The organism is Citrobacter sp. T1.2D-1, assembly GCF_950098555.1.
In the GTDB taxonomy this organism is placed as follows: Bacteria; Pseudomonadota; Gammaproteobacteria; order Enterobacterales; family Enterobacteriaceae; genus Citrobacter_A; species Citrobacter_A telavivensis.
The window spans coordinates 1-24,376 of record NZ_CATNHH010000015.1 but is presented as its reverse complement, the minus strand read 5'-3'; the positions used below and the strand labels follow the sequence as shown (position 1 = coordinate 24,376).

At 51.6% G+C, this 24,376-nt stretch carries 25 protein-coding genes and 1 pseudogene; all 26 read left to right on the top strand.

The window, feature by feature from the left end:
• Positions 1–599 precede the first annotated feature (599 nt).
• Complete coding sequence (locus QQZ17_RS14565; RefSeq protein WP_000550614.1) at positions 600–1,514, top strand: ParA family protein; 915 nt, start codon at positions 600–602, stop codon at positions 1,512–1,514.
• Positions 1,511–2,878 (top strand): SPI-7-type island replicative DNA helicase, encoded by a 1,368-nt coding sequence (gene dnaB-PI / locus QQZ17_RS14560; protein ID WP_000203356.1) that lies wholly within the window; start codon positions 1,511–1,513, stop codon positions 2,876–2,878. Before QQZ17_RS14565 ends, dnaB-PI begins: the two co-directional genes overlap by 4 nt.
• Positions 2,875–4,590, top strand: coding sequence for a ParB family protein (locus QQZ17_RS14555; protein WP_046497064.1), 1,716 nt, complete (start codon positions 2,875–2,877; stop codon positions 4,588–4,590). Before dnaB-PI ends, QQZ17_RS14555 begins: the two co-directional genes overlap by 4 nt.
• The gene (locus QQZ17_RS14550; protein ID WP_046497070.1) at positions 4,583–4,837 is read left to right on the top strand and encodes a TraR/DksA C4-type zinc finger protein; all 255 of its coding nucleotides are present in this window, start codon (positions 4,583–4,585) and stop codon (positions 4,835–4,837) included. The genes QQZ17_RS14555 and QQZ17_RS14550 overlap by 8 nt, the downstream gene beginning before the upstream one ends.
• On the top strand, positions 4,830–5,573 hold the full coding sequence (locus QQZ17_RS14545; RefSeq protein ID WP_000005470.1) for a DUF2786 domain-containing protein: 744 nt from the start codon (positions 4,830–4,832) through the stop codon (positions 5,571–5,573). Before QQZ17_RS14550 ends, QQZ17_RS14545 begins: the two co-directional genes overlap by 8 nt.
• An 84-nt stretch (positions 5,574–5,657) precedes the next feature.
• Positions 5,658–6,254 carry a DUF2857 domain-containing protein gene (locus tag QQZ17_RS14540; protein WP_000077899.1) on the top strand — a complete coding sequence of 199 codons (597 nt, stop codon included), beginning with the start codon at positions 5,658–5,660 and terminating at the stop codon, positions 6,252–6,254.
• Positions 6,254–6,484 carry a ParE family toxin-like protein gene (locus QQZ17_RS14535; protein WP_001178480.1) on the top strand — a complete coding sequence of 77 codons (231 nt, stop codon included), beginning with the start codon at positions 6,254–6,256 and terminating at the stop codon, positions 6,482–6,484. The genes QQZ17_RS14540 and QQZ17_RS14535 overlap by 1 nt, the downstream gene beginning before the upstream one ends.
• 78 nt (positions 6,485–6,562) lie before the next feature.
• A complete protein-coding gene (locus tag QQZ17_RS14530) occupies positions 6,563–7,795 on the top strand; it encodes an STY4528 family pathogenicity island replication protein (protein ID WP_046497077.1) in 1,233 nt (410 codons plus the stop codon).
• 341 nt (positions 7,796–8,136) lie between these two features.
• Positions 8,137–8,859 carry a PFL_4669 family integrating conjugative element protein gene (locus tag QQZ17_RS14525; protein ID WP_046497081.1) on the top strand — a complete coding sequence of 241 codons (723 nt, stop codon included), beginning with the start codon at positions 8,137–8,139 and terminating at the stop codon, positions 8,857–8,859.
• A 13-nt stretch (positions 8,860–8,872) separates the two neighbouring features.
• Positions 8,873–10,882 carry a DNA topoisomerase III gene (locus QQZ17_RS14520; protein WP_046497084.1) on the top strand — a complete coding sequence of 670 codons (2,010 nt, stop codon included), beginning with the start codon at positions 8,873–8,875 and terminating at the stop codon, positions 10,880–10,882.
• 628 nt (positions 10,883–11,510) lie between these two features.
• Positions 11,511–12,002: an STY4534 family ICE replication protein gene (locus tag QQZ17_RS14515; RefSeq protein WP_032676551.1), complete on the top strand. Its 492-nt coding sequence runs from the start codon at positions 11,511–11,513 to the stop codon at positions 12,000–12,002.
• 72 nt (positions 12,003–12,074) lie between these two features.
• On the top strand, positions 12,075–12,278 hold the full coding sequence (locus tag QQZ17_RS14510; protein WP_032676552.1) for a hypothetical protein: 204 nt from the start codon (positions 12,075–12,077) through the stop codon (positions 12,276–12,278).
• A 17-nt stretch (positions 12,279–12,295) separates the two neighbouring features.
• Positions 12,296–12,844 (top strand): single-stranded DNA-binding protein, encoded by a 549-nt coding sequence (locus QQZ17_RS14505; protein ID WP_032676553.1) that lies wholly within the window; start codon positions 12,296–12,298, stop codon positions 12,842–12,844.
• 78 nt (positions 12,845–12,922) lie between these two features.
• Positions 12,923–13,165, top strand: a complete 243-nt coding sequence (locus QQZ17_RS14500; protein WP_046497089.1) for a DUF4160 domain-containing protein — start codon at positions 12,923–12,925, stop codon at positions 13,163–13,165.
• Positions 13,149–13,397, top strand: a complete 249-nt coding sequence (locus QQZ17_RS14495; protein ID WP_000155614.1) for a DUF2442 domain-containing protein — start codon at positions 13,149–13,151, stop codon at positions 13,395–13,397. Before QQZ17_RS14500 ends, QQZ17_RS14495 begins: the two co-directional genes overlap by 17 nt.
• A 266-nt stretch (positions 13,398–13,663) precedes the next feature.
• The gene (pilL2, locus tag QQZ17_RS14490) at positions 13,664–15,013 is read left to right on the top strand and encodes a PFGI-1 class ICE element type IV pilus protein PilL2 (RefSeq protein WP_046497092.1); all 1,350 of its coding nucleotides are present in this window, start codon (positions 13,664–13,666) and stop codon (positions 15,011–15,013) included.
• 1 nt (position 15,014) lies between these two features.
• Positions 15,015–15,458 (top strand): type IV pilus biogenesis protein PilM, encoded by a 444-nt coding sequence (pilM, locus tag QQZ17_RS14485; RefSeq protein WP_046497095.1) that lies wholly within the window; start codon positions 15,015–15,017, stop codon positions 15,456–15,458.
• Between the two features lie 19 nt (positions 15,459–15,477).
• Positions 15,478–17,151, top strand: coding sequence for a PilN family type IVB pilus formation outer membrane protein (gene pilN / locus QQZ17_RS14480; RefSeq protein ID WP_046497099.1), 1,674 nt, complete (start codon positions 15,478–15,480; stop codon positions 17,149–17,151).
• A 3-nt stretch (positions 17,152–17,154) separates the two neighbouring features.
• Positions 17,155–18,435: a type 4b pilus protein PilO2 gene (pilO2, locus tag QQZ17_RS14475; RefSeq protein WP_181899699.1), complete on the top strand. Its 1,281-nt coding sequence runs from the start codon at positions 17,155–17,157 to the stop codon at positions 18,433–18,435.
• Positions 18,422–18,919, top strand: a complete 498-nt coding sequence (pilP, locus tag QQZ17_RS14470) for a type IV pilus biogenesis protein PilP (RefSeq protein ID WP_001252747.1) — start codon at positions 18,422–18,424, stop codon at positions 18,917–18,919. The genes pilO2 and pilP overlap by 14 nt, the downstream gene beginning before the upstream one ends.
• A 7-nt stretch (positions 18,920–18,926) precedes the next feature.
• A complete protein-coding gene (locus QQZ17_RS14465) occupies positions 18,927–20,501 on the top strand; it encodes a GspE/PulE family protein (RefSeq protein WP_046497107.1) in 1,575 nt (524 codons plus the stop codon).
• Positions 20,491–21,606, top strand: a complete 1,116-nt coding sequence (locus QQZ17_RS14460; protein ID WP_032676566.1) for a type II secretion system F family protein — start codon at positions 20,491–20,493, stop codon at positions 21,604–21,606. Before QQZ17_RS14465 ends, QQZ17_RS14460 begins: the two co-directional genes overlap by 11 nt.
• A gap of 9 nt (positions 21,607–21,615) precedes the next feature.
• A complete protein-coding gene (locus QQZ17_RS14455) occupies positions 21,616–22,212 on the top strand; it encodes a type 4 pilus major pilin (protein ID WP_038162015.1) in 597 nt (198 codons plus the stop codon).
• A gap of 4 nt (positions 22,213–22,216) precedes the next feature.
• A complete protein-coding gene (locus QQZ17_RS14450; protein WP_032676569.1) occupies positions 22,217–22,696 on the top strand; it encodes a lytic transglycosylase domain-containing protein in 480 nt (159 codons plus the stop codon).
• Positions 22,693–23,361 carry a prepilin peptidase gene (locus QQZ17_RS14445; RefSeq protein ID WP_000173819.1) on the top strand — a complete coding sequence of 223 codons (669 nt, stop codon included), beginning with the start codon at positions 22,693–22,695 and terminating at the stop codon, positions 23,359–23,361. The genes QQZ17_RS14450 and QQZ17_RS14445 overlap by 4 nt, the downstream gene beginning before the upstream one ends.
• Positions 23,361–24,266, top strand: a pseudogene (pilV, locus tag QQZ17_RS14440) (shufflon system plasmid conjugative transfer pilus tip adhesin PilV); the annotation flags it as partial. The gene QQZ17_RS14445 and the pseudogene pilV, both read left to right, overlap by 1 nt.
• Positions 24,267–24,376: the final 110 nt, after the last annotated feature.

The window sequence follows — 24,376 nt, the reverse complement described above, 5'->3', positions numbered from 1 at the left end:
AGGAGCTACTGCTCCCGAAGGCCAGCCCCTGTAACGGTGGCAGTGCATCTGGGCCCTCTTCCAGTTAGTAGGATCACGGCTGTCACGGAACGTTGAAAATGAGATTTCCGGATACTGACCAGAGGCTAGTGTTTTCTCTTCCCCAGGGTGACAATAACGCAATTATCAGTATCTGTAACCGTTAGAATGGCGAGGAAGAACATATTGCCGGTGTCGCCTTTTTTGTCGAGGTTTACGTCGGTTTGGTGCTCCGGCTTTTCGCGTCAGTCAGCGCTATAACAGGAGAGTCTGAGTGATGTGAGGGCAACAAATTATCGAATCAGCCTGTATACTCGTTTGTACCCGCATAAGCGACTTATTGTGGGTCGAAGTAGATAGCGTACGGTGGAATTGCGTTAGATGTGAAGCATAGATTCTGGCGGGATTAGAATGCAAAAACGGACCTCCGTGAAGGTCCGTTAATATAAATTAGTGGTGCCCGGACTCGGAATCGAACCAAGGACACGGGGATTTTCAATCCCTGTGACAAAATGTTAAATTCCATAGAAGAATGATCGGTATTTGTTGAATCGCATCCTGATTAATTTTCAGGTGCTAAAATGCATTTACAATCAATCGATTATCCAACGTTGGGTGTTAAGCCTCGTATTATACCTGTTGTTTCCACTAAGGGGGGCGAGGGTAAGTCTACTCAGTCAGCTAATCTTGCAGGATTTCTGGCCGATGCAGGTATCAAAACACTTCTGATTGATGGCGACCATGCTCAGCCAACGGCCAGCAGTATATTCCCGCTTGAATATGAAGCCCCTGGTGGTTTGTACGAACTGTTGATGCAGACAGTTGATCTCTCAAATCCCGATAATCTGATCTCCCGTACGTCGATCAATAATCTGGACATTATCGTTTCCAACGATCCTCGTAATTTTCTCCCAACTGCAATGCTGAATGCGCCTGATGGGCGAGTTCGCCTCCGAAATGCTCTTTCACATCCCCTTTTTAATTCATATGGCGTGATTATTGTCGATTCACAAGGCTCACGGTCAGTGATGTCTGAGTTAATTATCCTGGCCTCCACCGGAACCATGGTGGGTATTGCCAAACCGATTCTTCCTGATGTCAGGGAGTTCATGCGCGGAACAGTCGCGCTGATGGAAGAATTGCTGCCTTATTGTGCGTTTGGCATTCAGCTTCCAGTCACAAAATTGCTCATCAACTGTATGGAATACGACAATCTGTCTGTTGAGACCCTCGCTGAAGTCAAAGCGATCGTTGAAGATAAACGCTACAGCGCCCATGCAGACAAAATTCATATCGACCTGCTGGAGACATGTATCTATGACCTGACTGTCTATGTTCTTGGGCATGTTAAGGGCGTACCGGTACATCGTCTTGAAAAAAATACCCGACGTAAAAGCGACTCAGCGTTTACGTCAATGTATCAATTGGCTTGTGAACTTTTCCCAGAGTGGAAAACGAATTTTGATGCGTTAGCTAATGCGGGGGGCGAGGAATGACCTCTAACAACCGCAGAAATGTTTCGGGGCTGTTTTCTCAGGATGCTGAGCAGAGCGTCATTGGTGGCCTGATGCTGGATAACGACTGCTGGGATGAAGTGGCGCTCCGTCTCGATACCGATGATTTTTATTTCAAGGTTCACCAGGTCATCTTTCATGAAATGGCGCGTCTGGTTGCAGCAGGGCGTCCGATTGACCTGATCACACTTGCTGAGAGCATTGAAAACCGTGGTAAGGATGCGCTTGAGCAACTTGGCGGATTCGCCTATCTGGCCGAACTTTCAAAAAATACTCCAAGTGCGGCCAATATCGTCGCTTACTGTGACATTGTTGCCAGGTACAGCCAGGGGCGACAGTTGGTCGCCATTGGTGCTGAGATAACCGAAACTGTTAAGGCATCCGGTGCTGATATCGGGGCGGTGATGGAAACCGCAGAGCAAAAAATTACCCGGCTGGCAGAACGTTCAGAACCACAGCAGGCCGTGACGCTGCTTGACGGCATGGAAAAACTCCTTACAGAGCTGGAACGTCGTTGCAATGTGCCCGATGGTATTACTGGTACGCCTACGGGATTTGAAGATTTTGATGCCATGACCAGCGGGCTGCAGGCAGCTGATCTGATACTTATAGCAGCAAGGCCTTCAATGGGGAAAACTGCCTTTCTGATCAGCCTGATTTTGAATTCACTTCTGAAAAAAGCCGATACACATGCGCAGTTTTACAGCCTTGAGCAGCCCACCGAGCAGATCCTCATGCGTATGGTCGCTTCACTTGGCAGTGTAGATTTAACACATTTAAAAAATGGCCAGATGGATGATGAGGACTGGGCGCGTGTTTCAAACGCGTCTTCACTATTGATGGGTGACCTTAAAGACCGCCTCATCATAGATGACACTGGCTCATTGACCCCCGCCATGCTCAGAATTCGCGCCCGTCGTAACGCCCGCCGTTATGGTCACCCTTCAGTCATCGGTCTTGATTACCTGCAACTGATGCGTTGTCCGGATCAGGAGAACCGCACACAGGAAATTGCTGAAATCTCGCGGTCACTCAAAGCGCTGGCGAAAGAAATGGGTTGTCCGGTTGTTGCCCTTTCGCAGTTGAATCGTCAACTAGAGAGTCGTGCTGATAAACGGCCGAACAATGGCGATCTTCGTGATTCCGGTGCCCTGGAACAGGATGCTGATGTAATTGTCTTTATCTATCGTGATGAGGTCTATCACGAAAACACTGAAGACAAGGGGGTTGCTGAAATTATTGTCAGCAAACAGCGTCAGGGACCGATTGGTACGATCCGACTGCAATACGAAGGCCGTTATACGCGTTTTTCTGCTAACCCTGGTCATACCGGGAGGTTTGCATGAGCAACGTCCGTAGTCTTAACCTTGGCGACGCCATGTTGCAGCGTGGAAAATCACCGGCTCAGGCTGCTGATAATAATACTCCCACCGTTACCCAGCCAGTAAACGAAATGGCAATGGTTCTTACCCTTGACCAGCTTCGCCCGAATCCGGATAACCCGCGCAAAGGACGCAATCCTCGTTTTGAGGAAATTAAAGCTTCCGTCCGTGCACGAGGATTGGATTCGATTCCAAAAGTGACCCGTGATCCGGATGGTGATGATGTTTATATCTTTAGTGACGGGGGAAATACCCGGTATCAGATACTCTGCGATCTCTGGCAGGAGACTGGTGATGAACGTTTTTATCGCGTTCACACGATCTTCAAACCCTGGCCTGGACGTCTAAAATGTCTGGTTGGTCACCTGGCTGAGAATGAGGTCAGGGGGGATCTTACCTATATAGAAAAGGCATTCGGTGTTCATAAAGCGCGTGTAATTTATGAAGAGCAACTGGGCCGGAGTGTTACCTTACGAGAACTTTCGGATCTGTTGGGTAAGGAAGGTTATCCTATTGATAACTCCAGCGTAAGCCGGATGGAAGATACGCTTAATTACCTGTATCCACATATGCCCCAGTTGCTTGAGAGTGGCATGAGCCGTGGTCAGGCAACACCACTCCTGAGCCTTCGTTCTTCAGCTATGAAGGTCTGGAAATCTTTCAGCGGTGACGTAAACCCAGAATGTTCTCTTGATGATGTGTTTGGTGCAGTTTGCCGGTGTTTTGATGAACCTGAAAGCTATGCCCTTGATATTTTTAGGGATGAGTTTATCGGTCAACTGGTTAAGGCTCTTCCCCATCCAAGCCTGAATTATGACCGCTGGTTAATTGAACTTGATCCTCGTGAGCAAAAACGCAGGGAACAGTTTGGCGAGCCGCCTCCACTGCCAGCACCTACACCCGCGTCTGAACAGTCAGGTGGTCGGGAACGCACAACACCACCAGTTACGACTCTGCCAGCAGATACTTCATCCCAGCCCCCTGTTACTGGTCTGCGTAGCGGTACGCTGACTACTCCAGGGCGTCCGGAAGCTGTACCAGAACTTCAGGACAATACTGCACTTCCCGGCGGTATGTCTGTTGGAAGTGAGCCGCGTCGTGAAGTTCAGAATGACCTGTTTGGCGGAAATCCTGTGATTACCGGTCAGACAGAGAATCCTGATAACGATGGAGAGTGGCAATTTAAGTCAGATGTTAATGCCAACGCGCTCGTTTCTGCTTTTGGCGAACAGGATGAAACTTCCACACCTTCAGTTAGCTCAGTGGCCTTCGCCGCAACCGGGTTGGAACCGGTCAATGATATCTGGCACATCTCCGCATTACAGGACGACATCGAGCACCTGCAGGATATGGCTTATCGGCTTACTTTCGAAATTGCCGAAGCGATGGGCTGCGCGGACTGTGTTCGGGAGGATAAAGACCATCATTCAGCTGGTTTCTCCATTTCAGAGAACGCCAGCGAGTTTACTCTTTTCCTCGCCGGGCTATCAGGTTCACTGCCTAACAAACAGTTCAATATGTTCATGTTCTGCCTGAATTTTTTTGGCTCTCAGGAACCTGCAGATACTGCCGTTTTCGATGATGTCACTGTTGTAAAAACAATGCGCCTTATCCGCGTTATACGGCGTCTGCGTGAGCTGCAGCGTCTGGCTGTGAAGGGAGGGGAAAATGTCTGAGGACCTGAATGATGAAATGGCTCAGGCCAGTACCGCTATTTTCACCCAGCGCGGCATCGATGCTATCAGGGCAAAAGTGCACTCGTTACGCCCGTCAAAAGAAATTTGTGAGTGCTGCGGCGCGGACATTCCCGCTGCCCGTCAGTTGGCAGTGCCGGGCGTAGAGTTGTGTGCTGCTTGTCAGGATGTGAAGGAGAAGCAGGATGTTCACCGTGCTGCCGGCTGCAGGGGGCTACACCATGTCTGAAACTACAAAAGTGATTGCACGTATCCGGCGACTGATGGCGCTGGGTACCCGGAACAGTAATCCACACGAGGCGGCCCGTGCAGTGGCTCTGGCTCAACGGCTGATGCAGCGTCATGGCCTGACCCCTGACATGCTTTCTCTTCATGATATCCAGGAATCCGTCTGTCAGAACCTGACCAGTAATGCAGAAAAAGTGCCAGCCTGGCTAAGTTCACTCGCAACAGTGGTATGCATGGCCACGGGCTGCCGTTGCTGGTTTGGCTGGCATATTCACACTAGTTGCAGTGGTGTAAAAAGCGTTCGCCGATCTCTGCACTTTTATGGTTTCAGCGGGAGAGCCGAAGTTGCGCTCTATATCTATACCGTTTTACAGCGGCAACTTCGTGCAGACACTGACGGTCAGATTGCCGGATACCGGAAGCGCCGTATTCTTAAGAACACGCTTCGTCGCAGAGCCGATCAGTTTCGTGAAGGGTGGGTATCTGGCGTCTGGCAGGTACTGCAGTCATTCGCGCCTTCAGAATGTGAGAATTCCATGCTTCAGCGCTGGCTTGCCCAGCGTCACACCGGCGACACCCTGGGGACTGTAAACGTCAGGGTGGCCGGTAAATGCCGTGGCGACAGAGCAGCACGCGTAGCGGGCTGGCTCGCGGGGCGGGATACCGAAGTTCATCAAGGCCTGACTGGTGCGCAGGCTCAACAGCAGATTACGGCGGGAGGCTGTACACATGAGTAACATTATTTTATGGAGTGCCTGCCTGTCGGGCTGGCTTTTTGATGTTCTGCTTGTTGCCGATCAGATGATATCAGGAGGGGCCCTATGAGCCAGCACAACCTTTCACAGGCCACCACGGCCATCCTTTCATCACTGCTGATGGATGTTAAAAACGGCAATATTCGCCGCTGTGAGTCGCTGGGAATGTCACTCGAGGAGATACGCGCACTGAGTCAGTTGAGCCTTGATGAGCTGCATTATTTGAGCCAGTCACACGTTTCTGTGCTTGATGTTAGCCTGAATCACGAAAATTTTTGGCTGATGCTCAACCAGGCACGTAATGAGCAGAAACGAATGCTGATGATAGACCGGGCGCTTGAGCTTGGCGGTTCAATGGAACTGATTGATAAATACTTCGGCCTGTCTCCATCAGAGGTTAGCGCACGGCGTCGTCTGATGGGGATAGAGTCTCGCCAGGGCCGCACACAGTCTCTGACGGAGCCACAGGATTCGGCACTATGGATCGAGTGGAAGGCTGCCGGGCTATCATCCCCGGACTCTCATCAGGCTCTGGAAGCGATGATGCTTGCCGCTGAGCAGCATGGCCTGTCACTGACCGCAGTCTGGAGCAGGGTCTGCCAGTGGTGCCGGGAGACAACTCCATCCCGCAAGAGTGAATCACAACAGCGCAAGGAAGCATGATGCAGATGACCGACTTTTCTTCACGTCAGTACGTTTCCCCCTCGGTTCGTCGCAGGGCGCAACGGCTGTTCAGCGCAGTGTGCTGCGGTGAGAAGGTGTTCCGTCGGTTGACGATGAACGGCTATCTCAAGATAGATGTTGGGCCGTTCTGGCGCATCCTCAGTAAGGATGGAGGTAAACACTGGTGGCTTATGGATCATGAGACCTATAACCGTGAAATACGGCGGTAACGGAATGCCGCTGCTGACCGTACAGTGCCGGGTTTGTCCCGGCATTGTGCTGTCTCAGGTTGAAGAGGAGAGCAGAAAATGACCATTCCGGCAGACAGCATAGTTGCTCATACACTGTCCAGGATGCAGCGTAGTCTCGAACGGCGTACAGACACTGGTGATGTCGGTCAGGAGCGCAGCGGGCTTCTTTTTATGGGAAATGTACATGATGCGTTTCCCCGACAGCTGTTTCTGGATACCCGTCTTTCGCCACTGGATAAAACCGCCTGGGTGATGATCCGGTTGTATGCACAGCAGAATGAAGGTGCTGTTTTCCCGACTTATGATGAGCTCCAGGTTCAACTGGCGTCGGCACATTCAGAGAAGGCCTCCAGAGATACGGTCAGCCGCGTTCTGCTGATGCTGCGTCTTACAGGCTGGCTCAGCCTGTGTAAGCGTGTTCGCGACGACCATGGTCGTGTGCGGGGCAATATCTATGCACAGCATGATGAGCCGCTGGGCTACCGTGATGCTGAGACTTTTGATCCGGGCTGGCTGACCCTTGTTGAAGAGAGTTGCCTGAGCAGGAATAAAGCCGTCCGTATGACGGCGCTGGCTGTAGTCAATGACATCCTTCATGATCCGGGAATGCGCCACCGTCACAGCCGCTTGGCCATTATTGAGAGCCGGCTAAGTGCACCTGCCACACCAGAACAAATGGCTCGTCAGCGACAGGCTGTGCAACCGAGTCCGAAATCAGGACTCAGTAAAAAACGCATAAAAAACAGCCCGAATTCACTGAGTCCGGAAAACGGACTCAGTTCCCTTAAACCTGATAATTCACAGAATCCGGAAAATGGACTCAGTAAAAAATCAAGGACTTACGCCGGAGTCCGAAATTCGGACTGTAACGTACGTTCTTTCACACACAGTGTGAATAAAAAAACGTACGTACCGTGTGGTGAGCAATTCCTGCCAGATGATTTTCTGAACGCTCTGAACAGTGAAGACAGGCAGATGCTGAGTACGCAGATGGCTTCGCTTCCGGAGACAATGGCAAAGGCCCTTGCTGACATGCTGCGTGAGCAACAGGCCCTTGGAAGGCTCAACAATCCGGTGGGCTGGATGTTCTCTATGCTTCGCAGGGCGCGAAGTGGTGAGCTGAAAATTTCAGAGGATACGGCGACTGCCAGTTCTGGTGGAACAATTTCCCACCCGGTTGAATCACGTACTGTACCCACAGCCAACGTCCCTGTTCAACCTGCGAAACGCCCGTCTCAGGGGCAGGTAAGGGCTATGATTGCGGCTATTCGGCAACAGGTCCAGAAATGATTATGGCATCAAAAATCTGTTTTTGATTAAAAAGTGAGCTTGCTGCGGGGCGCAGCAAGTACAAAAAATGAGCAGAACTACTGGGCGCAATAGTGGTTAAAAAATGACCTTGTTGCGGGGCGCAACAAGTACAAAAAAGAATCAGGTTTCGATGTGTTGTGGTTGGGGTCTTGCGGGAAAGTATTGCTGTTGGTTAAAAAACGAGCTTGCTGCGGGGCGCAGCAAGTACAAATTTTAACCAACTTACAATTTCGTTCTTGGAATTATGAGTTTCGCGTTGTTGGAGATACCGGTGTTTCAGGACTATGCCTGCTCATCTTAACTGAGCACAGGTGACAACGATGGCAGAAAAAAATGAGAAAAGAACTGGTGCGCTGCAGTCTGAAATGACGATCGCACTGCATACGAATTACGCAATCGGGCTATGGCAGGGGCGTCAGCCTGAAAAACAGGACGGTGAAAAGCCTGCAAGGCATGGAATTATCGGTATGCCTCAGTTTTTCCACCGTGCGACTCTGATTAACCAGGATTCCCTGCGAAATAATCCATGGGCTGATGTTGCTATGTTTAACCTGGAAGAAAAGATCAAGGTTGCATCAGATTCTATGACTGCTTTGATACAGCAACTTGATGCTGAGATGTCAATGTTGCCGCCTGGTATTACATTGACAGAAGTTGCATCTGTTGAGCCACTCGATATCCAGGTATTTACACGAACCCCTCTGGGTTACAGGTGTGTGTTTCTGTTAGTAGGATTCGATCAGTTTGCGAAAAAGGCACTACAAGCATCGCATTATGGATTAATTACACGTTCTCGCCGTGATCATCATCTTAGCGAAGGTGGCAGATTAATTCGTCAGATCTATGGCTCTGTTTTATCTTATCGCCGTATTGATGCTACCCGGTTTGATGCTGTGGAAAACAACGAAACATGGAAACAAGCATGCGAGGTGGCGGGAGAGCCAGATTTGTCTGTTCTTCTTGGTGAAAAGCGCTCAGCTTTCTCACCGCCGGTTAATGAATCGAGCGTAAACCTGCTTCGTATGCGATATCGGGCTGCCTGACCGGGGAACCACCATGCGGTTGTTTATCTGCGAAAAGCCCTCACAGGGGCGAGATCTTGCGAATGTTTTGGGTGCCACCCGACGTGGCGACGGTTTTCTAACTGGCCCTGGCGTCACTGTTACCTGGGCAGTAGGGCATTTGCTGGAGACCGCACCGCCTGAAGCATACGGTCAACAGTATGGCAAACCATGGTCGCTCTCTGCTCTGCCGATCCTGCCTTCCCCATGGCAGGTGGTGGTAAAAAAGGAGACGCAGTCTCAGTTCAAGGTTATTGAGCGGCTGCTGCGCCAGGTCGATGATGTGGTTATCTCCACTGATGCGGACCGGGAAGGAGAAGTAATTGCCCGTGAATTGCTGGAATACTGCCGCTGGGACGGTCCTGTACAGCGGCTTTGGCTTTCTGCCCTTGATGAAATGAGCATCCGTGCAGCTCTCCAGGATCTGCGACCGGGTGCCGAAACTCTTGGAATGTATCATGCGGGACTTGGTCGCGCTCGTGCCGACTGGCTCATTGGAATGAATCTGTCCCGTCTGTATACACTGCTTGCAGTACAGTCAGGATTCGACTGTGTGATTTCTGTCGGGCGGGTGCAGACTCCCACCCTGGCACTGGTTGTCCGGCGTGATCGGGAGATAGCGACATTCGTCCCAAAACCTTTCTGGCAGGTTAAGGCGCTTCTGAGTGCGGGAGGGAGAACTTTTCCGGCGCAATGGGTACCTGCAAAGGTTTATACCGACGAAGAAAAACGCTGTGTACACCAAAATATAGCGCAGCAGGTAGCGCATCTTTGCCGGCAGGCTGGAGCAGCGACCGTAACAGAATGTGAGACGAAGCGTGAAAAAGCGGCAGCGCCGCTGGCTTTTTCGCTCGGCACTTTACAACAGGCCTGTGGCCTGCTCTGGGATATGTCACCCCAGCAGGTGCTTGACACTGCACAGAGCCTCTATGAGAAACACAAGGCAACCACTTATCCACGAACTGATTGTGGATACCTTCCTGAGTCTATGCGTGAGGAAATCCCCTCGGTTCTTTCCGCTATTGGTCTGTCTGATCCAGAGTGTAGTTCTCTTCTTTCAGGTCTAAATACTTCGTTTGTTTCGCGTATATGGAACGACAAAAAAATCACAGCTCACCATGGCATTATCCCTACCCGAAACGCGTTTAAGTTTTCTGCGTTAAGTGAGGCAGAGCGAAGGGTATACACCCTTATCCGCCGAAATTATCTGGCACAATTTCTTCCCCTGCACGAATCTGATATTACTCGTCTGCAGTTTGACATTGGCGGGCAACTGTTCCGCACAACAGGAAGGACGGAGATTGTAATGGGCTGGAAGGTCCTGTTCAGTAAGGAGGAAGAGGATAGTGCAGGGGATGATGATCTCAGTATTGAACTTCCTCCTCTCAGGAAGGGTGACCGTTGCGGAGTAAACGGTGCAGAGGTCGTGCAGCAAATGACTCGTCCGCCGGCTCACTATACTTTCGCAACACTCATCGGCGCTATGATGAACGCGTCAGCGTTTGTTACCGATATTGCTCTTCGTAAGGTACTGAAGGACAACGCCGGATTAGGCACGGAAGCCACCCGCGCTGGTATCGTTGAGCAACTGCTGAACCGCAGATTTATTGTGCGTAAAGGTAAGCAGCTTCGCGCGACTGATCTTGGTGCTGATGTCATTGATGCTCTGCCCTCGCAGTTAACCGACCCCGGAATGACTGCACTTTGGGAACAGGCTCTGGATGAAGTAGCAGAAGGACGCCTTACCCTGAATGATTTTTTGCAGCGACAGGTCGGATGGACCCGTAACCTTGTCAGCATGGGAGGACAGCAGCGGGTGAGCATTAGAATACCACCCACACCATCGTGCCCTTTATGTGGGGGGAAAACTCGCCTAAAAAAAGGACAGAAAGGAGAGTTTTGGGGGTGTACTCGTTATCCTGATTGCAAAGGAATCATCAACAACGACACCCAGAAACGTAAAAGCGCGCGTAGCTCTAAGGCTGTAAAACCAAAGAATAATTAATTCCTTGTCTCTCATTGCGGGGACAGGATGCCTTTGCTATTGTTGCGACGGCTCTGAAGCCGCACCTCGTGACTGCGGGTCCTGTGAGCATCAAATGCAGTGCTTGCAGGATACAGTCTTGTTGGCCGCGTCCACACCTGAACGTGAGTCAAAAAGGCACAAAACTCCGTGAAACCGTGCCGGGTCCTGAACACACCCCCGGAGCAACTGCGTAAGCAGGTCAACATCAGGTCTAATGGTGCAGACCTCACAGGCGGTGCCGAAAGGTGCCGCTTTTTTTATTTTTTGGCATTGATGATTTTTTACGCACACCGGCGTTGACATCTGCTGCGTCTGAATAAATGATAAAGAGGCTAATCGTTGTCATCGACAACTGCCAATGCCCTGGTGATTTGAGAAGGGCGCCTTCGGGTAATCACATGCCAATGCCACATAAAACCTGAGAGTGGCGCCTTCGGGTGGTAAACCTGTTTAACCTCTGAGAACAGGTACTCCTGGCGAGTTGAGGTCCATTTCACAAATACAGCCAGTCGGCAATAATTTGCTGACTTCCCTGCGGGAAACGTTATCCCGCAAGGGATAGATGTTTCTCCGCTACCAGTTTAGTTTTTACTCCGGAGATAACATCATGACTGCTACTACAACTGCATCTTCTTCCACCACCTCTTCCTCTGCCAGCCAGAAAAAAGAGTATTTCAATCTTAACGTAAGCGGTATCGGCTACCTGAGCTCGATTCGTCGTGTACAGGGCCAAAACGGTGAATTTACCTGCGCTGTCATTAATGCCCTGACTGGTCCTACCGACAATGCGTCATACACTCGTTTCGATGTCACTGTTGCGGGCCCAGAGGCTACAAAACTCATCAACCGCTGCCAGAAGGCCGTGGATGAAGAGGAAAAAGTATTGCTGGGGTTTGTGCTGAGCGGCCTGAAAGCTGACGTGTTTACCCTTCAGTCGGGTGAACATTCCGGTGAATCCAGACCTTCTCTGAAGGCTCGCCTGATTAAGGTCGAGTTCATTAAGAAAGGCCAGGAAGTCGTTTACACAGCGCCAAATGCATCTCAAACCCCGGAACAAGGTTCTGCGGCTCCTAAAGACTACGATCCGAACTCGTTTTAATTCTTTTTTCTTACATCCGGTAAATCTCTTTCGGGAGATTTACCTCTCTCGATAACGTAACGGAGCTCTCGCATGGGAAATCCATTCGGTTTACTGGCTTCAGAAGCTGGGTATCAATTACAGATCCAGGTTCTGTCCAGTCAGCGCGGTTTTTATATCGGAACCGCGAACGAAATGGGACCCGTGTCCCGTGAGTCAGTCGAATACTACAAAACCAGTCTGCAGGCCGATATTGCTCTTGAAAAAGGGGAATGGACGCAGCGTGAATATGATTAGGTACAGGAGATTACATCATGGCAAGTCGCGGAATTAACAAAGTTATTCTCGTTGGCCATCTCGGTCAGGACCCCGAAGTACGTTATATGCCCAATAGCACAGCTGTTACAGGGTTCAGTATTGCAACGTCGGAGTCATGGCGTGATAAACAAAGCGGTGAAATGAAGGAAAACACTGAGTGGCATCGCGTTGTGTTGTTTGGCAAACTCGCCGAAATAGCCGGTGAATATCTGAAAAAAGGTTCACAGGTATACATTGAAGGCCATCTGCGGACCCGCAAATGGACTGATAACGGCGGGGTTGAACGCTGGACAACAGAAGTTGTGGTTGGTGTGAACGGTACGATGCAGATGCTGGGTAGTCGTAATGCTCCAGCAGGTACCGGTAATGCTCAGCAGCCTGGGTCGGCGCAAGGAGGTTGGGGGCAGCCTCAGCAGCCTCAGCCTCAGCAGTCAGCTGCGCCACACAATCCTGCTAATGAACCTCCGATGGATTTTGATGATGACATACCGTTTCTGGGGCATGGTTATGGGATCTGCCGAAAAGCGATCTACGCCATTTCCTGATTGGATTTTACAGAGGCGCCAGTTTGACTGGCGCTTTTTTATTCAAGATAATCATGGCAGGAGCGGGGTACTTTTTTAATGCCAGTTATACTGAGAATTAACGGATTCAAATTTTTCTTTTACTCGAACGAGGGAAATCCTCTAGAACCCGCTCATATTCATGTCCGTAACGCTGATGGTGAAGCGAAATTCTGGCTTGAAAATGAAGTTAAACTGAGCAGGAACGATGGCTTCGATGCCCGGACTCTTAAAGAGTTGACTAAGATGGTTCAACATAACCAGACGATGTTTGTGGAGGCCTGGAATGACTATTTCAGCTAAAAATGTACGATTTGATGAGACCACCATGTGGGTCGAATTAAACGATGGCAGGGTGATGGGCGTACCAATCGCCTGGTTTCCTCGTCTGCTGAATGCCACAGACAAAGAACGTAATGACTATGAACTGAGTAAACGTGGTATTCACTGGGATAATCTCGATGAGGATATCTCAGTCGATGGCTTGCTCGCTGGCCGTGGTGACGTGACCCATGTTCCACATCGCGTAGCCTGATAATCATAAAGTCGCAGACTAAGGCGCCGGATTTTCCGGCGCTTTTCTTTTTAAGGTATTGCCAACTGGCTGGATAAATCGGTCTCGTGTAGCTCCTTTCCCTGCGCCCGAATACGGTGATAACCCTTGAAACTGGATATCCTGGTCTTTCGCGGTTGCCCCACCGAGGAAATTTTCTTCAGTTCGCAGTAATAGTTTTGCATTGTCCGAAAAGGCATCCCCGCCAGAATATCCGACTTGTTTCGGACAACTCCTGGGGATTCCTGATGGTAAAAATAAACCTGCAGACACGTTATCGGCTTGGGGCCATCACGCTTTGTCTGCTTGCCGCTGGCTGCACAGACTTTAGTTCTCGCTCTGAACCCATGAGCAGGCTTCAGGGCTCTCCCCGTGTTCAGGATCTTTATCAAAACCGTTCCCCTGAAGTTGTTCGATACGATCGTTACATACTTGCGAGTACGCGACCTGTAGATGCTCAGCGTGACCCACTGAATCAGATTATCGATATCAGGATGCCTTTGCAGATGGTGAATACCATTGGGGAAGGTATGCGATACGTGATGCTTGAATCAGGTTATTCACTGTGTTCAGGCGAACCGGGTGTATTCTCTGAATTGTTCGTTAAACCATTACCGGCTGTGCAGCGTTCAATAGGACCTGTGAAGCTTGGAGATGCTTTACAAATCCTCGCCGGGCCTGCCTGGCGTATGCGCGTAGATGACCTGAATCGAGAAATTTGTTTTGTTCTGCGTGATGAATATCGACATCTTGCCCTCTCAACAACAGGTCCCTTGCAGGCGAGTGTAGCAAGTCATGGAACAGGGAAATCTGCTTCTACAGGCACACTACTTAACAGTTCTAAGGGACTTTCTGGTACTGGAAATAATAGCTATCCGTTGCCTCCGGCTCGGCCAGAAAGTTCCATTTTGTCACCAGGGACACCAAAAGTTACCTCTCAAGCTGTTTCCCCTTTATCTGTTGCAACGACAGCAAAAACACCTCGTAACCCGTTCTCTGCCAGCGAGCCTGGGGAAAAATCTACGGTTCCGGTGCAGAAAACACAGGCAGGTCCCGCAGCTAAGTTAACATCTGGCAAGGTAAAACCATCAACAGAGTTGGCTCCTGCGCCTGCGCCGTCAGCATTGTCAGTTGCGTCAACACCTCTGAATAAAGCTGCACTTGGTGTGCCTTTAACTCCATCTGGTGCAGTGAAACCAGGTGGAACGGTTCAGAACAGTAATCCACCGTCCACTGTCATCTCTCCTACTGCTCCGGTCAGCGGAAAAACTGTTTTCACTCCGGGAGCATTGCTTTCCTCGTTACCAGACGGACAGGCCTGGACCGCGCAGGCAGGCACTACGTTAAAAGAGACTCTGATCCAATGGGCTACATCGGTTCGCTGTGAGAGTGGCAGTAGTCCTACCTGGGTAGTTATCTGGCCAACGCCTGTGAACTACCGCATCGATGTACCATTTACGCTGCGCGGTAATTTCGAGTCGATTATCGTGCAGCTGTTTAGGTTATATCGCCCTGCAGAAAAACCCCTCTATGCAGCACCAAATCGTCTTCAGTGCCTGGTATTCGTGGACGATAAGCCGATTCAGGACGGGAAATGATATGGGATATGCGCTGCCAGTTTTCGCGCTTTGTCTTGTCATCATCTTGATAGCCGGTGATGCACAGCACCACTCATCAGAGCATGTACGGCTTGCGCTGCAGCAGACTCAGCCTGAACAGCTTGCAGCAGACATGCTTCGGACTGCTGATGTCGTAAATAATTGGCGTCACGGGCGGTCCATAACAGATGGCCCCGTATCAACCGCACTGACTGGAATGCTGCCGTTACCAGACAGTCGCATCAAAAGCATTATTCAGAACGGTCGCCTGTGGATCTGGGTACCTGAAACAGACGGTGTTTATGCCGCGTTGCGCGCCCGCTCAGTGACTTCTGCGCTTGCCCTGACCGTAAGCGGCGGTCATCTGCGGATGGCGGATGGCACTGATATGAACCTGTCTCTGCCGTCCGGTGTGACGGAAGGCAGCATTGTTTATCTTAACTAACAGAATCAGGGAGCTGCGGATGCCGCGTATACCTTTCTGCCTGACAGTACTTACCGCTGCGTTTGTGCTGTCATCATGTTCGCTGAATGAAATCAGCAAAATAGACAAGGAAGCCGTTGGGCAGGCCGATACGGCTCAGCGAGTGTTGCAGAGTCGTCAGTCCATATCACAACCAACTGTTGTCTGGATGGATAAGCCCTGGGTAAACCTGCAGCCAGTCACGCCGGTGGTCTCCACTCCGGACGAAAAGAATCTGCCTCCCTGTCAGATAACGATTAATCGTCCTGACGGCATTTCACTGCCTGAGCTGGGACAGCGCATCACTGCGCTATGTGGTATACGAGTCTCCATCACACCAGATGCATTTGCTGCGCTGAGCAACGTGAGTACCGGCAGCGTGGTAACTTCTCAGATGAGTGGTCAACTGCCGGCGCCGGATGACAATGGTCGGGTTCCCCTGGCACAGATGGGGGCTACGTCAGCTCAGCCCGTCTCCGTTCAGCCATCACCGGCGCTCATGCGTGGCCTTAAATTCCAGGGAGATGTTCGTGATCTGCTCGATGTCGAAGCCAGCGGGTACGGGCTGTCATGGCGCAGTGACGGAAACGGAGTTTATTTTTATCGACAGGATACCCGCACTTTTCAGCTCGTTATCCTGAATACGAAAGTAAACAGTAGCGCATCAATTAACTCCGGCTCTGGCAATCAGCTGGGCAGCGGTGGCGGCACATCGGGGGGGACGAGCGGAGACATTAGCTCTAATCAGAAGACCGATTATGGCATGAACAGCGACCTGTACGACGACATTCGTAAAACCATCGAGCAGATGCTGACGCCAAAATCTGGTCGTTTCTGGCTTTCAGCAGCTACTGGCACGTTGAGTGTTACTGACACACCGGACGTTCTGGATCGTATTGGTCGTTACATTGAGTATCAGAATAAGGTTCTAAGCAGGCAGGTCCAGCTCAACATACAGATTGTCAGCGTCAACCAGACGCGTAATGAGCAACTGGGTCTTGACTGGGGGCTCGTATACAAATCCCTGCACAATTTTGGCGCCACTCTGACCGGTTCAATGGCCAATGCTTCGACTTCAGCAGGCAGTGCCGGCATTTCGATTCTCGACACGGCAACAGGCAATGCCGCCAAATTTTCCGGCTCCAGCCTGCTGATTAAAGCGCTTTCCGAGCAGGGCAACGTCAGCATGGCGCTGAACCAGACCGACCCAACAGCAAATCTGACGCCGGTAGCTTATCAGCTCTCAAACCAACAGGGCGTTCTGACAAGTTCCAGTTCAACTGCAACAGCTAACGTCGGGGTTACTTCCTCACAGACCGTAACCACAATCACCACCGGTTTGTTCATGACCATGCTGCCGTTCATCCAGGAAAACGGTGACGTGCAACTGCAGTTCGCTTTTAGCTATACCAGTCCACCGCAGATAGAGAAATTTATCAGTAGGGACGGGAATACCCGTAACGATATACCGAATACCTCGACACAGGGGCTGGCACGTAAAGTTAACCTGCGCTCAGGCCAGACACTGGTATTAACCGGATCTGAGCAACAGAACCTTTCTGCAAACAAGCAGGGAACATTCACACCCGACAACTTTATCCTGGGCGGTGGCCAGAACGGTACGCGCGGTCGTAACACGCTCGTGATTATGATCACCCCTGTTCTGCTGAGGTAATCCATGTCATCAAAGAAAAAATCTTCACTCCGTAGCGGCATTCGAGTCACCCACCACCGTCGCGACTGGATGGCAGGACTTCATTGGGAGCAGCAGCGGAGCGCACTGTTAACGCGATTCCGGGGAAAAGCCTCACCTGACACGCATGTAGTAGTTGCCGGCAGGCGTAACGCATCAATGATGGGGGTCGTTTCCCCCGGGCGTGTGCGACGGAGCCCTTACTCTCTTGCAGTAGCATTCCTGCTGTCTGAAGGGGGAAATACATGGGGGATATACCGTCTCAGCCACAACGAAGATCTCTGGGTTTTCTTTGCAGCCAGCGGTGGGCAACTTTCTGTCATGGGTGATGTGACCGGTTCACGCGCGAAGATAGAATCAGCAGCAGAAAACTTCCTGCGTTTTAACGATGCTGATACACCGGGTCTGCGCTGTGCTGCAACCGCAGATGATAATTGTGATGCAACCTCGCTCACTGACAGGCTGAACCGTTCGCAACTGAAGCGTTGCCGCCTGGGTAAGCGCCTGACGACGATGTCTCTCATTATGCCTGCTGCGCTTATTACACTCGTGGCAGCAGCAGGAATTTACTGGTACGACGACGTTCAGCAAAAAGCGGAACAGGCTGCTGCAATGGCAGAGTTTCGCGCCCGAATGGCGATGTCTGCTGATAAGCCAGCTGCGCCAGCCCGAGCGCCGCATCCGTGGGCCTCTCAGCCACCAGTTTCGCTTTTACTTGGTAATTGCTGGCTGACACGCGAACCACTTTTCGCCTCGGTGGCTGGCTGGCGCTTTACGGACGGTGAATGTGTCCCTGAAGGCCTGCGCTTGCGTTACCTCGCCACACCTGGTGCGACGGTGGAGGATTTCTCCCACCGCGCAAGGGTGCTTCTTGGGCATTCTGCTGTTTTCAACCTTCAGGAAGGAGGTAAAAACGGCGACGTATTCATTCCCTTCCGGAAATACAGCGTAAGTGAGTATACCGACGAGGCCTTGCCTGGCGCGGATGCCCAACTGATACGTTTCATTTCGCACCTGCAGCGCCGCAACCTGGAAGTCAAGTTCAGTGAAGTGAAACCGCCAGCGGTCGCGCCAGGACAAGAGAAAACCATGCCCGTACAGGACTGGCGCGAATTCACTTTTACTGTCAGCTCGCGTTTGCAGCCTGAACGTCTGCTGCAGGATTTTGATGCGACCGGGCTCCGCCTGAACAGCGTGTCAATCACCATGAGCCCGCAGGGGCAGTTCGACTACACCATGAAGGGGAGCATTTATGCGCAGAATTAATCCCGCGGGAACGGGCCTGCTGCTGTCCGCTCTGTTCTGCGGGCAGGCAGTGGCAACCGTAACCAGTGATGCGCTTCCGCCGAACGTTACGCTTGGCGAACTTGAAGCAGCTCAGGCGCGCAACCTCATTCTGGAGCAGAAAGTGCAGACGGCGCGTCTGGAGCAGCAGCTGCGTGAAAGCCAGTCCGGACAGAGTACTGACAGGAATTATCTGTCTACTGCCGCCCAGCCTGCCATGCCGCTTATGGCGCAGCCAGCTCCTTCACAACAGACTGCCAGTGCAGTCGGTGAAAAGCGGACCGGTGGTGTGCGCCTTCAGGAGATTTACGGCCGTGGCTCGCAGTTGCGTGCACGCATTGTTCTGCCGGATGGCGGAGTCACAGAAGTAGCAAAAGGCGATCAGCTTCCCGGAACCTCAAAGCGGGTCACGGAGGTTACCTCCACGATCGTACGCCTCAGCGACAATTCTGAACTTTCATTTTGAGGTGATGATGTCTTCTGATAAAGAAATCATGGATTTTGTCTTTGCCGAGCAGCATCCGTCTGGAGGGGTTACGCTACTCATCGACGGCAACCGGCGAAAAGACCCTGGCATACAGCGCTGGGTTATGGATGTCACCCGGACATGGGCTGATGCAAAAACTGAGTTTGTTACACTCAGCGAACTGAACCGGCGGCGTGAAGTGGCAGAACGTCAGGGCCGTGGGCTTAACCAGGGTGTGAGCGAGGCGGATCTAAGTAACCGTGACGTCAGTGTGTCGCAGGATAAGGTCATCAGCTATATGAGGCTGGGTAACGACTTTAATGCCTCTGATATTCATATGGAAATAAGCGGTGATCGCAAGATTTGCATCGTTCAGTTGCGTATTCACGGCGAGCTGGAGGTGGTGGATGAAGTGAAAGATGTGGAGGGTATGACGCTGGCCTCCACATCTTATCTTTCCATGTGCGACGTGCGCGAGCAGTCATTCTTTGCCGGTCGTGAGCAGTCAGGGCGCATCGATGCAAAGTTCGCCCGCCGCGCCGGCCTCTATGGCGCCCGCTACGAACACCGTCCTACTCCGGATGGGCTGATAGTGGTCATGCGTCTGATCCCGGATGACGGGGACAATATACCGACGCTGCCGCAACTGGGTTTTTTGCCTGAGCAGATTAAGCTCATCCTGCAGATCCTGCGTATGCCGGAAGGCATGACGCTGCTGACCGGGCCTACTGGTTCAGGGAAGAGCGCCACGTTGCGCGTGTTCAGTGATATCTGGCTGAAACTGACCGGCGGTAAAAAGCGCCTGCTCACGCTGGAAAACCCGCCCGAGGGGCGTATTCCGGGTGGTATTCAGACCCCCGTTATGCCGGAAGACAATTCACCGGAGGCCATCAGCCGCGCCTGGAGTAACGGAAACGCCTCTGCACTTCGTCTCGATCCGGATGCCATCCTGAACGGTGAGATCCGTGACCTGTATTCCCTTCTCGCCGCCATTTTCGCCAGTGAAACCGGCCACCTGGTGCTGTCGACCCTGCACACCCAGAGCCCTATCGGCTCCCTGCGTCGTATGGAGCATTTCGGTATTGATCGCCACCTTCTGGCGGATGCTGCACTCATCACTGGCCTGATTGGCCAGCGTCTGGTGCCGCTGTTGTGTGAACACTGCCGGGTACCGTGGGAAGTCAAAGTCCCTGAGCTTGATGAAGAAACCCGCGCGCGTCTCGAAAAATATTGTTCTGTCGCGGGCTTGTGCGAACCGAAAAATCTCTTCTTCCGCAACTATGAGGGATGTGAACACTGCCGGAAAACGGTACCACTGACCGGACGCATTATCAGTCGTGGCGTTACAGGGCGAACAGCTATTGCCGAAGTTGTCCGGACAGATGCTCGCCTGATGCAACTTTGGCTTTCACATGGGCCTTCAGTTGCCAGAAAGTACTGGGTAAACCAGGGTGGGATTACTCGCCGCATGCATCTGTTGCGTTATCTGGCAGAGGGTCTTGTTGATCCGCTGGAAGGCGATCTCATCTGTCCGCTGGATGAGGATGACATCATGGATTGTGAGGTGCCTGATGGAAAGTGACAGCCATTTTTATCCATCCCGGGAAATGTCGTTCCCTGAAAGGATTCGCTACCGGCTTGTCAGAGCCACTTTTACTGGGAAATACCGCCAGCCATTTTACGAAACGCTGCGCTTTCTTCTTGAAAACCGTAAGGCCCTGAAAGACGCGCTGACCATGATCGGCGATGTACATACTGATTTTGGCAGGCGCTGGCATCCTTATTATGAACTTGTTCAGGACTGCATCGAGGGTGTGAACGACAACCGTCCTGGCCGCGCGCTGCAGGATGTTCTGGCTGCCTGGGCACCTTACGAAGAGGCCGCGCTTATCAGCGCCGGGATGGAAACCGGTAATATTCCTGCCGCGCTGATGCAGGCTGATAAGTTGATTGTTGCCCGTCGGCGAATTCTTGGGCAGGTAATTTTTGCCTCAGTATTTCCTGCCGCGCTTGCCATCCTGAGTACGGGGCTACTACTGGCCAACAATCTCGCACTTGTTCCCACCATGAGCAAAATGTCCGATCCAGCTCGCTGGACCGGTGCACTCGGGTTTATGAATGGAGTAGCGAAGTGGAGTTCCGAGTGGGGTGTTGCTTCTGCCGCTACAGCCGCAGGGCTTGTGCTGCTGTCTTTCTGGTCGCTGCCCCGCTGGCGCGGCCGTCTCAGGCGCTGTGCTGACTGGTTACTACCATGGTCTGTTTATAAAGACCTGCAGGGAGCTGTATTTCTTATGAATATTGGCGCGCTTCTTGGTTCGGGTGTCCAGGAACTCAAAGCTTTGCAGATCCTTAACGGTTTTGCACCGCCCTGGCTGCAGGAACGCATCGAGGCCGCGATGGAGTGCATGAGTGAAGGCGATTCACTTGGCAGAGCTCTGCGTAACAGCGGATATGATTTTCCGAGCCGTGAGGCTGTGAACTATCTCTCTCTTCTGGATAAGGGGGATGGTGCTGCTTCGCTCATCACCAATTATGCGGACCGCTGGCTGGAGCAGGCGCTCGCGCGCGTCGCGCGTCGGGCGAATGCCACCAAACTCTTTTCTCTCGTTCTGATTATGAGTTTCTTCTTACTCATCCTGATGATGGTGATGCAGATTCAGGACATGAACACTTTCAACTTACATTAAGGAACCGCCATGTCAGCTCAGACATTACCACATCGCCAACATCAGCCTGACCGGGGCTGGGGCATTCTTGAACACGGTACCATTGCGATCGGGACGATTATCGTACTGGCTCTGGTTGGTGCTCTGGTCTGGAGTCTTTGGGGGAAAAAGTCCGTTGCCGTTGAGGTTTCAAATCTCCAGACCGTCGTGACAAACGCGCAGTCGCTTAAGCAGGCGCAGGGGGGATATAACTTTACGAGCGGTACAACTATGACGGGAACGCTTATCCAGCAGGGGGGCGCACCAAAGGCTGGCTGGACTATCCAGGGAACAGCCAGTTCCGGTACCGCTACGATGTGGAACGGTTATGGTGGTCAGGTCGTTCTGGCTCCTGTGGCATCGAATGGATTTAACAATGGATTTTCAGTTACAACGCAGAAAGTTCCGCAGGCAGACTGCATCTCTATCACTACACAGCTCGGTTCCGGTGGAGCATTCAGTGCTATCACCATTAACAGTACTGATTACAGTGACGGTCTGGTCAGTGCAGAAGAGGCAGGCAAAACCTGCTCATCAGACAGCGGAATGACAGGTAACAATACACTGGTCTTCACCCATAACGGCTGATGACATGCTGCGCCTGTCCGCTTTTCTGCTGCTGATTTTGGTTTGCCCACGGGTGGATGCATTCTGCTTTGAATCGGCGGGCGCTAAATACCACATTGACCCGCTACTGGTTAAGGCAATAGCCATAGGTGAAAGCAGCCTGCGACCGGATGTCACAAATATTAATCGTGACAAAAAGACCGGGCAGGCACTCAGTACCGATTATGGACTGATGCAGGTCAATTCATCGCATATCGCTTCGCTGATAGCGCAGGGTTACATTCGCAGCTCACAGGACCTCCTGAACCGTCCGTGCCTCAACGTTCAGATAGGTACCTGGATACTGGCGAAGCATTTTCAGGTATGCGGCATAAGCTGGAACTGTCTTGGCTCTTATAACGCAGGTTTTCGTAAGGACCGGCATGAAACTCGCGAGTCCTATGCCAACCGGATTTATGCCATTTATCGTCGGCTTTTACTTAATGAACGGGGAATAAAACTGTGACACTGCTGACGCTGAGTATGCCCTGGCCAACTGTCATTATCATTTTTCCTCTATGCCTCAGCTTATTCAGTTTTATGAGGAGCCTGGTTCGTCTCAGCCTGATGATATTGGATGATGATCAGGAATGGTTTGCTGTTTTTTTCGCCCCTGCATCCACCGGCTTCATCTGGCTTTACGCTACAGCGGCAACTGGCATGATGCTGTCCCCTGTGCCGCTACTGGAGCGACTGATGTCTCTGTTGTTCTGCCTCTTTCTTTTCAGGTTGACGCTTACCGATGCGTTCACAGGATTTCTGCCCCGAGAATTGACGATAAGGTGTCTTATTGCCGGTCTTGTTTCCGCTCTTATCGCTCCCGGCTTTATAGGGCACTTCCTCACAGCTACCACTGCGCTGGTGATTTTTGGCGTCTGGCGTTATGTCACCTTTAGGATTCATGCCCGTGAGTGTCTGGGGCTTGGCGATGTCTGGTTGGCCGGTGCTATTGCGGCCTGGTTGGGAGGGCGAGAGGGGCTTTATGCTCTGCTGATCGGCGTGGTGCTCTTTGTGCTCTGGCAGATATCTGTTCGTCGCATAACTGAAGGAGGGCCGATGGGACCCTGGCTGTGCGCCGGCGCGATTTCTGTGACCCTGTTTAAATTGTATCAACCGCTTATTACATGGTGATGCCTGTGTTCACATATAAAACGACTGACCGGGGCTGGGCTATCCTCAGCACTGGTGCTTCATTGATTATTCTCCTGGTGGTCAGCGTCTGGGGCTTTACCCTTATCAGTGACTGGATGCAAAAACGGACCTGGCTGAATACCGCGTCACAGGTATCTCGCTTCACACAAGCTGTGAAGAGCTACACTGGCCGTTATTACGATACTTTGCTTTCAAGTGCCACCACCACGACCCCGGTTACGGTTACACCCGCTATGCTGAAAAACACCGGATTTCTGGAGCAGGGGTTCAGCGAGACGACAGTAGACGGACAGGCTTACCTGGCTGCTGTTGTTCGTAATGCCACTAATACAGATCAGCTGCAGGCACTGGTTTACACTCAAAACGGCGCGGCACTGCCTTTTCTCGCACTGCGCCAGATATCAATGGATATCACCTCTGGTATGGGCGGCTATATATGGACATCAGGAACTGCTACCGGCGCTATGGGCAGCTGGACTATTCCTCTTTCACAGTTTGGGATAAGTACAACTCAGGGACATATTGCGGCTTTACTGACCACAGATGAACTGGGCGCTGCTCGCGGTGAAAATGATCGCCTTTATCGTTTTTCGGTAACCGGCAAGCCAGACCTCAACACGATGCATACCAGTATTGATATGGGAGGTAACAATCTTAATAACGCAGGCACGATTAATGCCGTAACGGGTAATTTCAGTGGCGATGTGGCGGCCACTGGAAATATAACTGCGAATGGAACTGTTACAGGACAGAATGTTACTGCCGGTTCAAACGTCACCGCAGGAAATACAATAACGGCTAACAACGACATACGTTCAAATAATGGCTGGTTCATAACTCGAGGGAGTAAGGGATGGCTAAATGAAATGAATCGCCACGGGTTTAACAGACACCTCAGAGTCATTTAAGATGGCTTAAAGAGAGGTGCCCATGAGCGGTAAGCGTTATCCCGAAGAGTTTAAAATTGAAGCAGTCAAACAGGTTGTTGATCGCG

Excerpts from the sequence above, each read along its gene's own strand:
- QQZ17_RS14565 (WP_000550614.1), top strand. The coding sequence starts at position 600 with ATGCATTTACAATCAATCGATTATCCAACGTTGGGTGTTAAGCCTCGT.
- dnaB-PI (WP_000203356.1), top strand. The coding sequence starts at position 1,511 with ATGACCTCTAACAACCGCAGAAATGTTTCGGGGCTGTTTTCTCAGGAT.
- QQZ17_RS14555 (WP_046497064.1), top strand. The coding sequence starts at position 2,875 with ATGAGCAACGTCCGTAGTCTTAACCTTGGCGACGCCATGTTGCAGCGT.
- QQZ17_RS14550 (WP_046497070.1), top strand. The coding sequence starts at position 4,583 with ATGTCTGAGGACCTGAATGATGAAATGGCTCAGGCCAGTACCGCTATT.
- QQZ17_RS14545 (WP_000005470.1), top strand. The coding sequence starts at position 4,830 with ATGTCTGAAACTACAAAAGTGATTGCACGTATCCGGCGACTGATGGCG.
- QQZ17_RS14540 (WP_000077899.1), top strand. The coding sequence starts at position 5,658 with ATGAGCCAGCACAACCTTTCACAGGCCACCACGGCCATCCTTTCATCA.
- QQZ17_RS14535 (WP_001178480.1), top strand. The coding sequence starts at position 6,254 with ATGCAGATGACCGACTTTTCTTCACGTCAGTACGTTTCCCCCTCGGTT.
- QQZ17_RS14530 (WP_046497077.1), top strand. The coding sequence starts at position 6,563 with ATGACCATTCCGGCAGACAGCATAGTTGCTCATACACTGTCCAGGATG.
- QQZ17_RS14525 (WP_046497081.1), top strand. The coding sequence starts at position 8,137 with ATGGCAGAAAAAAATGAGAAAAGAACTGGTGCGCTGCAGTCTGAAATG.
- QQZ17_RS14520 (WP_046497084.1), top strand. The coding sequence starts at position 8,873 with ATGCGGTTGTTTATCTGCGAAAAGCCCTCACAGGGGCGAGATCTTGCG.
- QQZ17_RS14515 (WP_032676551.1), top strand. The coding sequence starts at position 11,511 with ATGACTGCTACTACAACTGCATCTTCTTCCACCACCTCTTCCTCTGCC.
- QQZ17_RS14510 (WP_032676552.1), top strand. The coding sequence starts at position 12,075 with ATGGGAAATCCATTCGGTTTACTGGCTTCAGAAGCTGGGTATCAATTA.
- QQZ17_RS14505 (WP_032676553.1), top strand. The coding sequence starts at position 12,296 with ATGGCAAGTCGCGGAATTAACAAAGTTATTCTCGTTGGCCATCTCGGT.
- QQZ17_RS14500 (WP_046497089.1), top strand. The coding sequence starts at position 12,923 with ATGCCAGTTATACTGAGAATTAACGGATTCAAATTTTTCTTTTACTCG.
- QQZ17_RS14495 (WP_000155614.1), top strand. The coding sequence starts at position 13,149 with ATGACTATTTCAGCTAAAAATGTACGATTTGATGAGACCACCATGTGG.
- pilL2 (WP_046497092.1), top strand. The coding sequence starts at position 13,664 with ATGGTAAAAATAAACCTGCAGACACGTTATCGGCTTGGGGCCATCACG.
- pilM (WP_046497095.1), top strand. The coding sequence starts at position 15,015 with ATGGGATATGCGCTGCCAGTTTTCGCGCTTTGTCTTGTCATCATCTTG.
- pilN (WP_046497099.1), top strand. The coding sequence starts at position 15,478 with ATGCCGCGTATACCTTTCTGCCTGACAGTACTTACCGCTGCGTTTGTG.
- pilO2 (WP_181899699.1), top strand. The coding sequence starts at position 17,155 with ATGTCATCAAAGAAAAAATCTTCACTCCGTAGCGGCATTCGAGTCACC.
- pilP (WP_001252747.1), top strand. The coding sequence starts at position 18,422 with ATGCGCAGAATTAATCCCGCGGGAACGGGCCTGCTGCTGTCCGCTCTG.
- QQZ17_RS14465 (WP_046497107.1), top strand. The coding sequence starts at position 18,927 with ATGTCTTCTGATAAAGAAATCATGGATTTTGTCTTTGCCGAGCAGCAT.
- QQZ17_RS14460 (WP_032676566.1), top strand. The coding sequence starts at position 20,491 with ATGGAAAGTGACAGCCATTTTTATCCATCCCGGGAAATGTCGTTCCCT.
- QQZ17_RS14455 (WP_038162015.1), top strand. The coding sequence starts at position 21,616 with ATGTCAGCTCAGACATTACCACATCGCCAACATCAGCCTGACCGGGGC.
- QQZ17_RS14450 (WP_032676569.1), top strand. The coding sequence starts at position 22,217 with ATGCTGCGCCTGTCCGCTTTTCTGCTGCTGATTTTGGTTTGCCCACGG.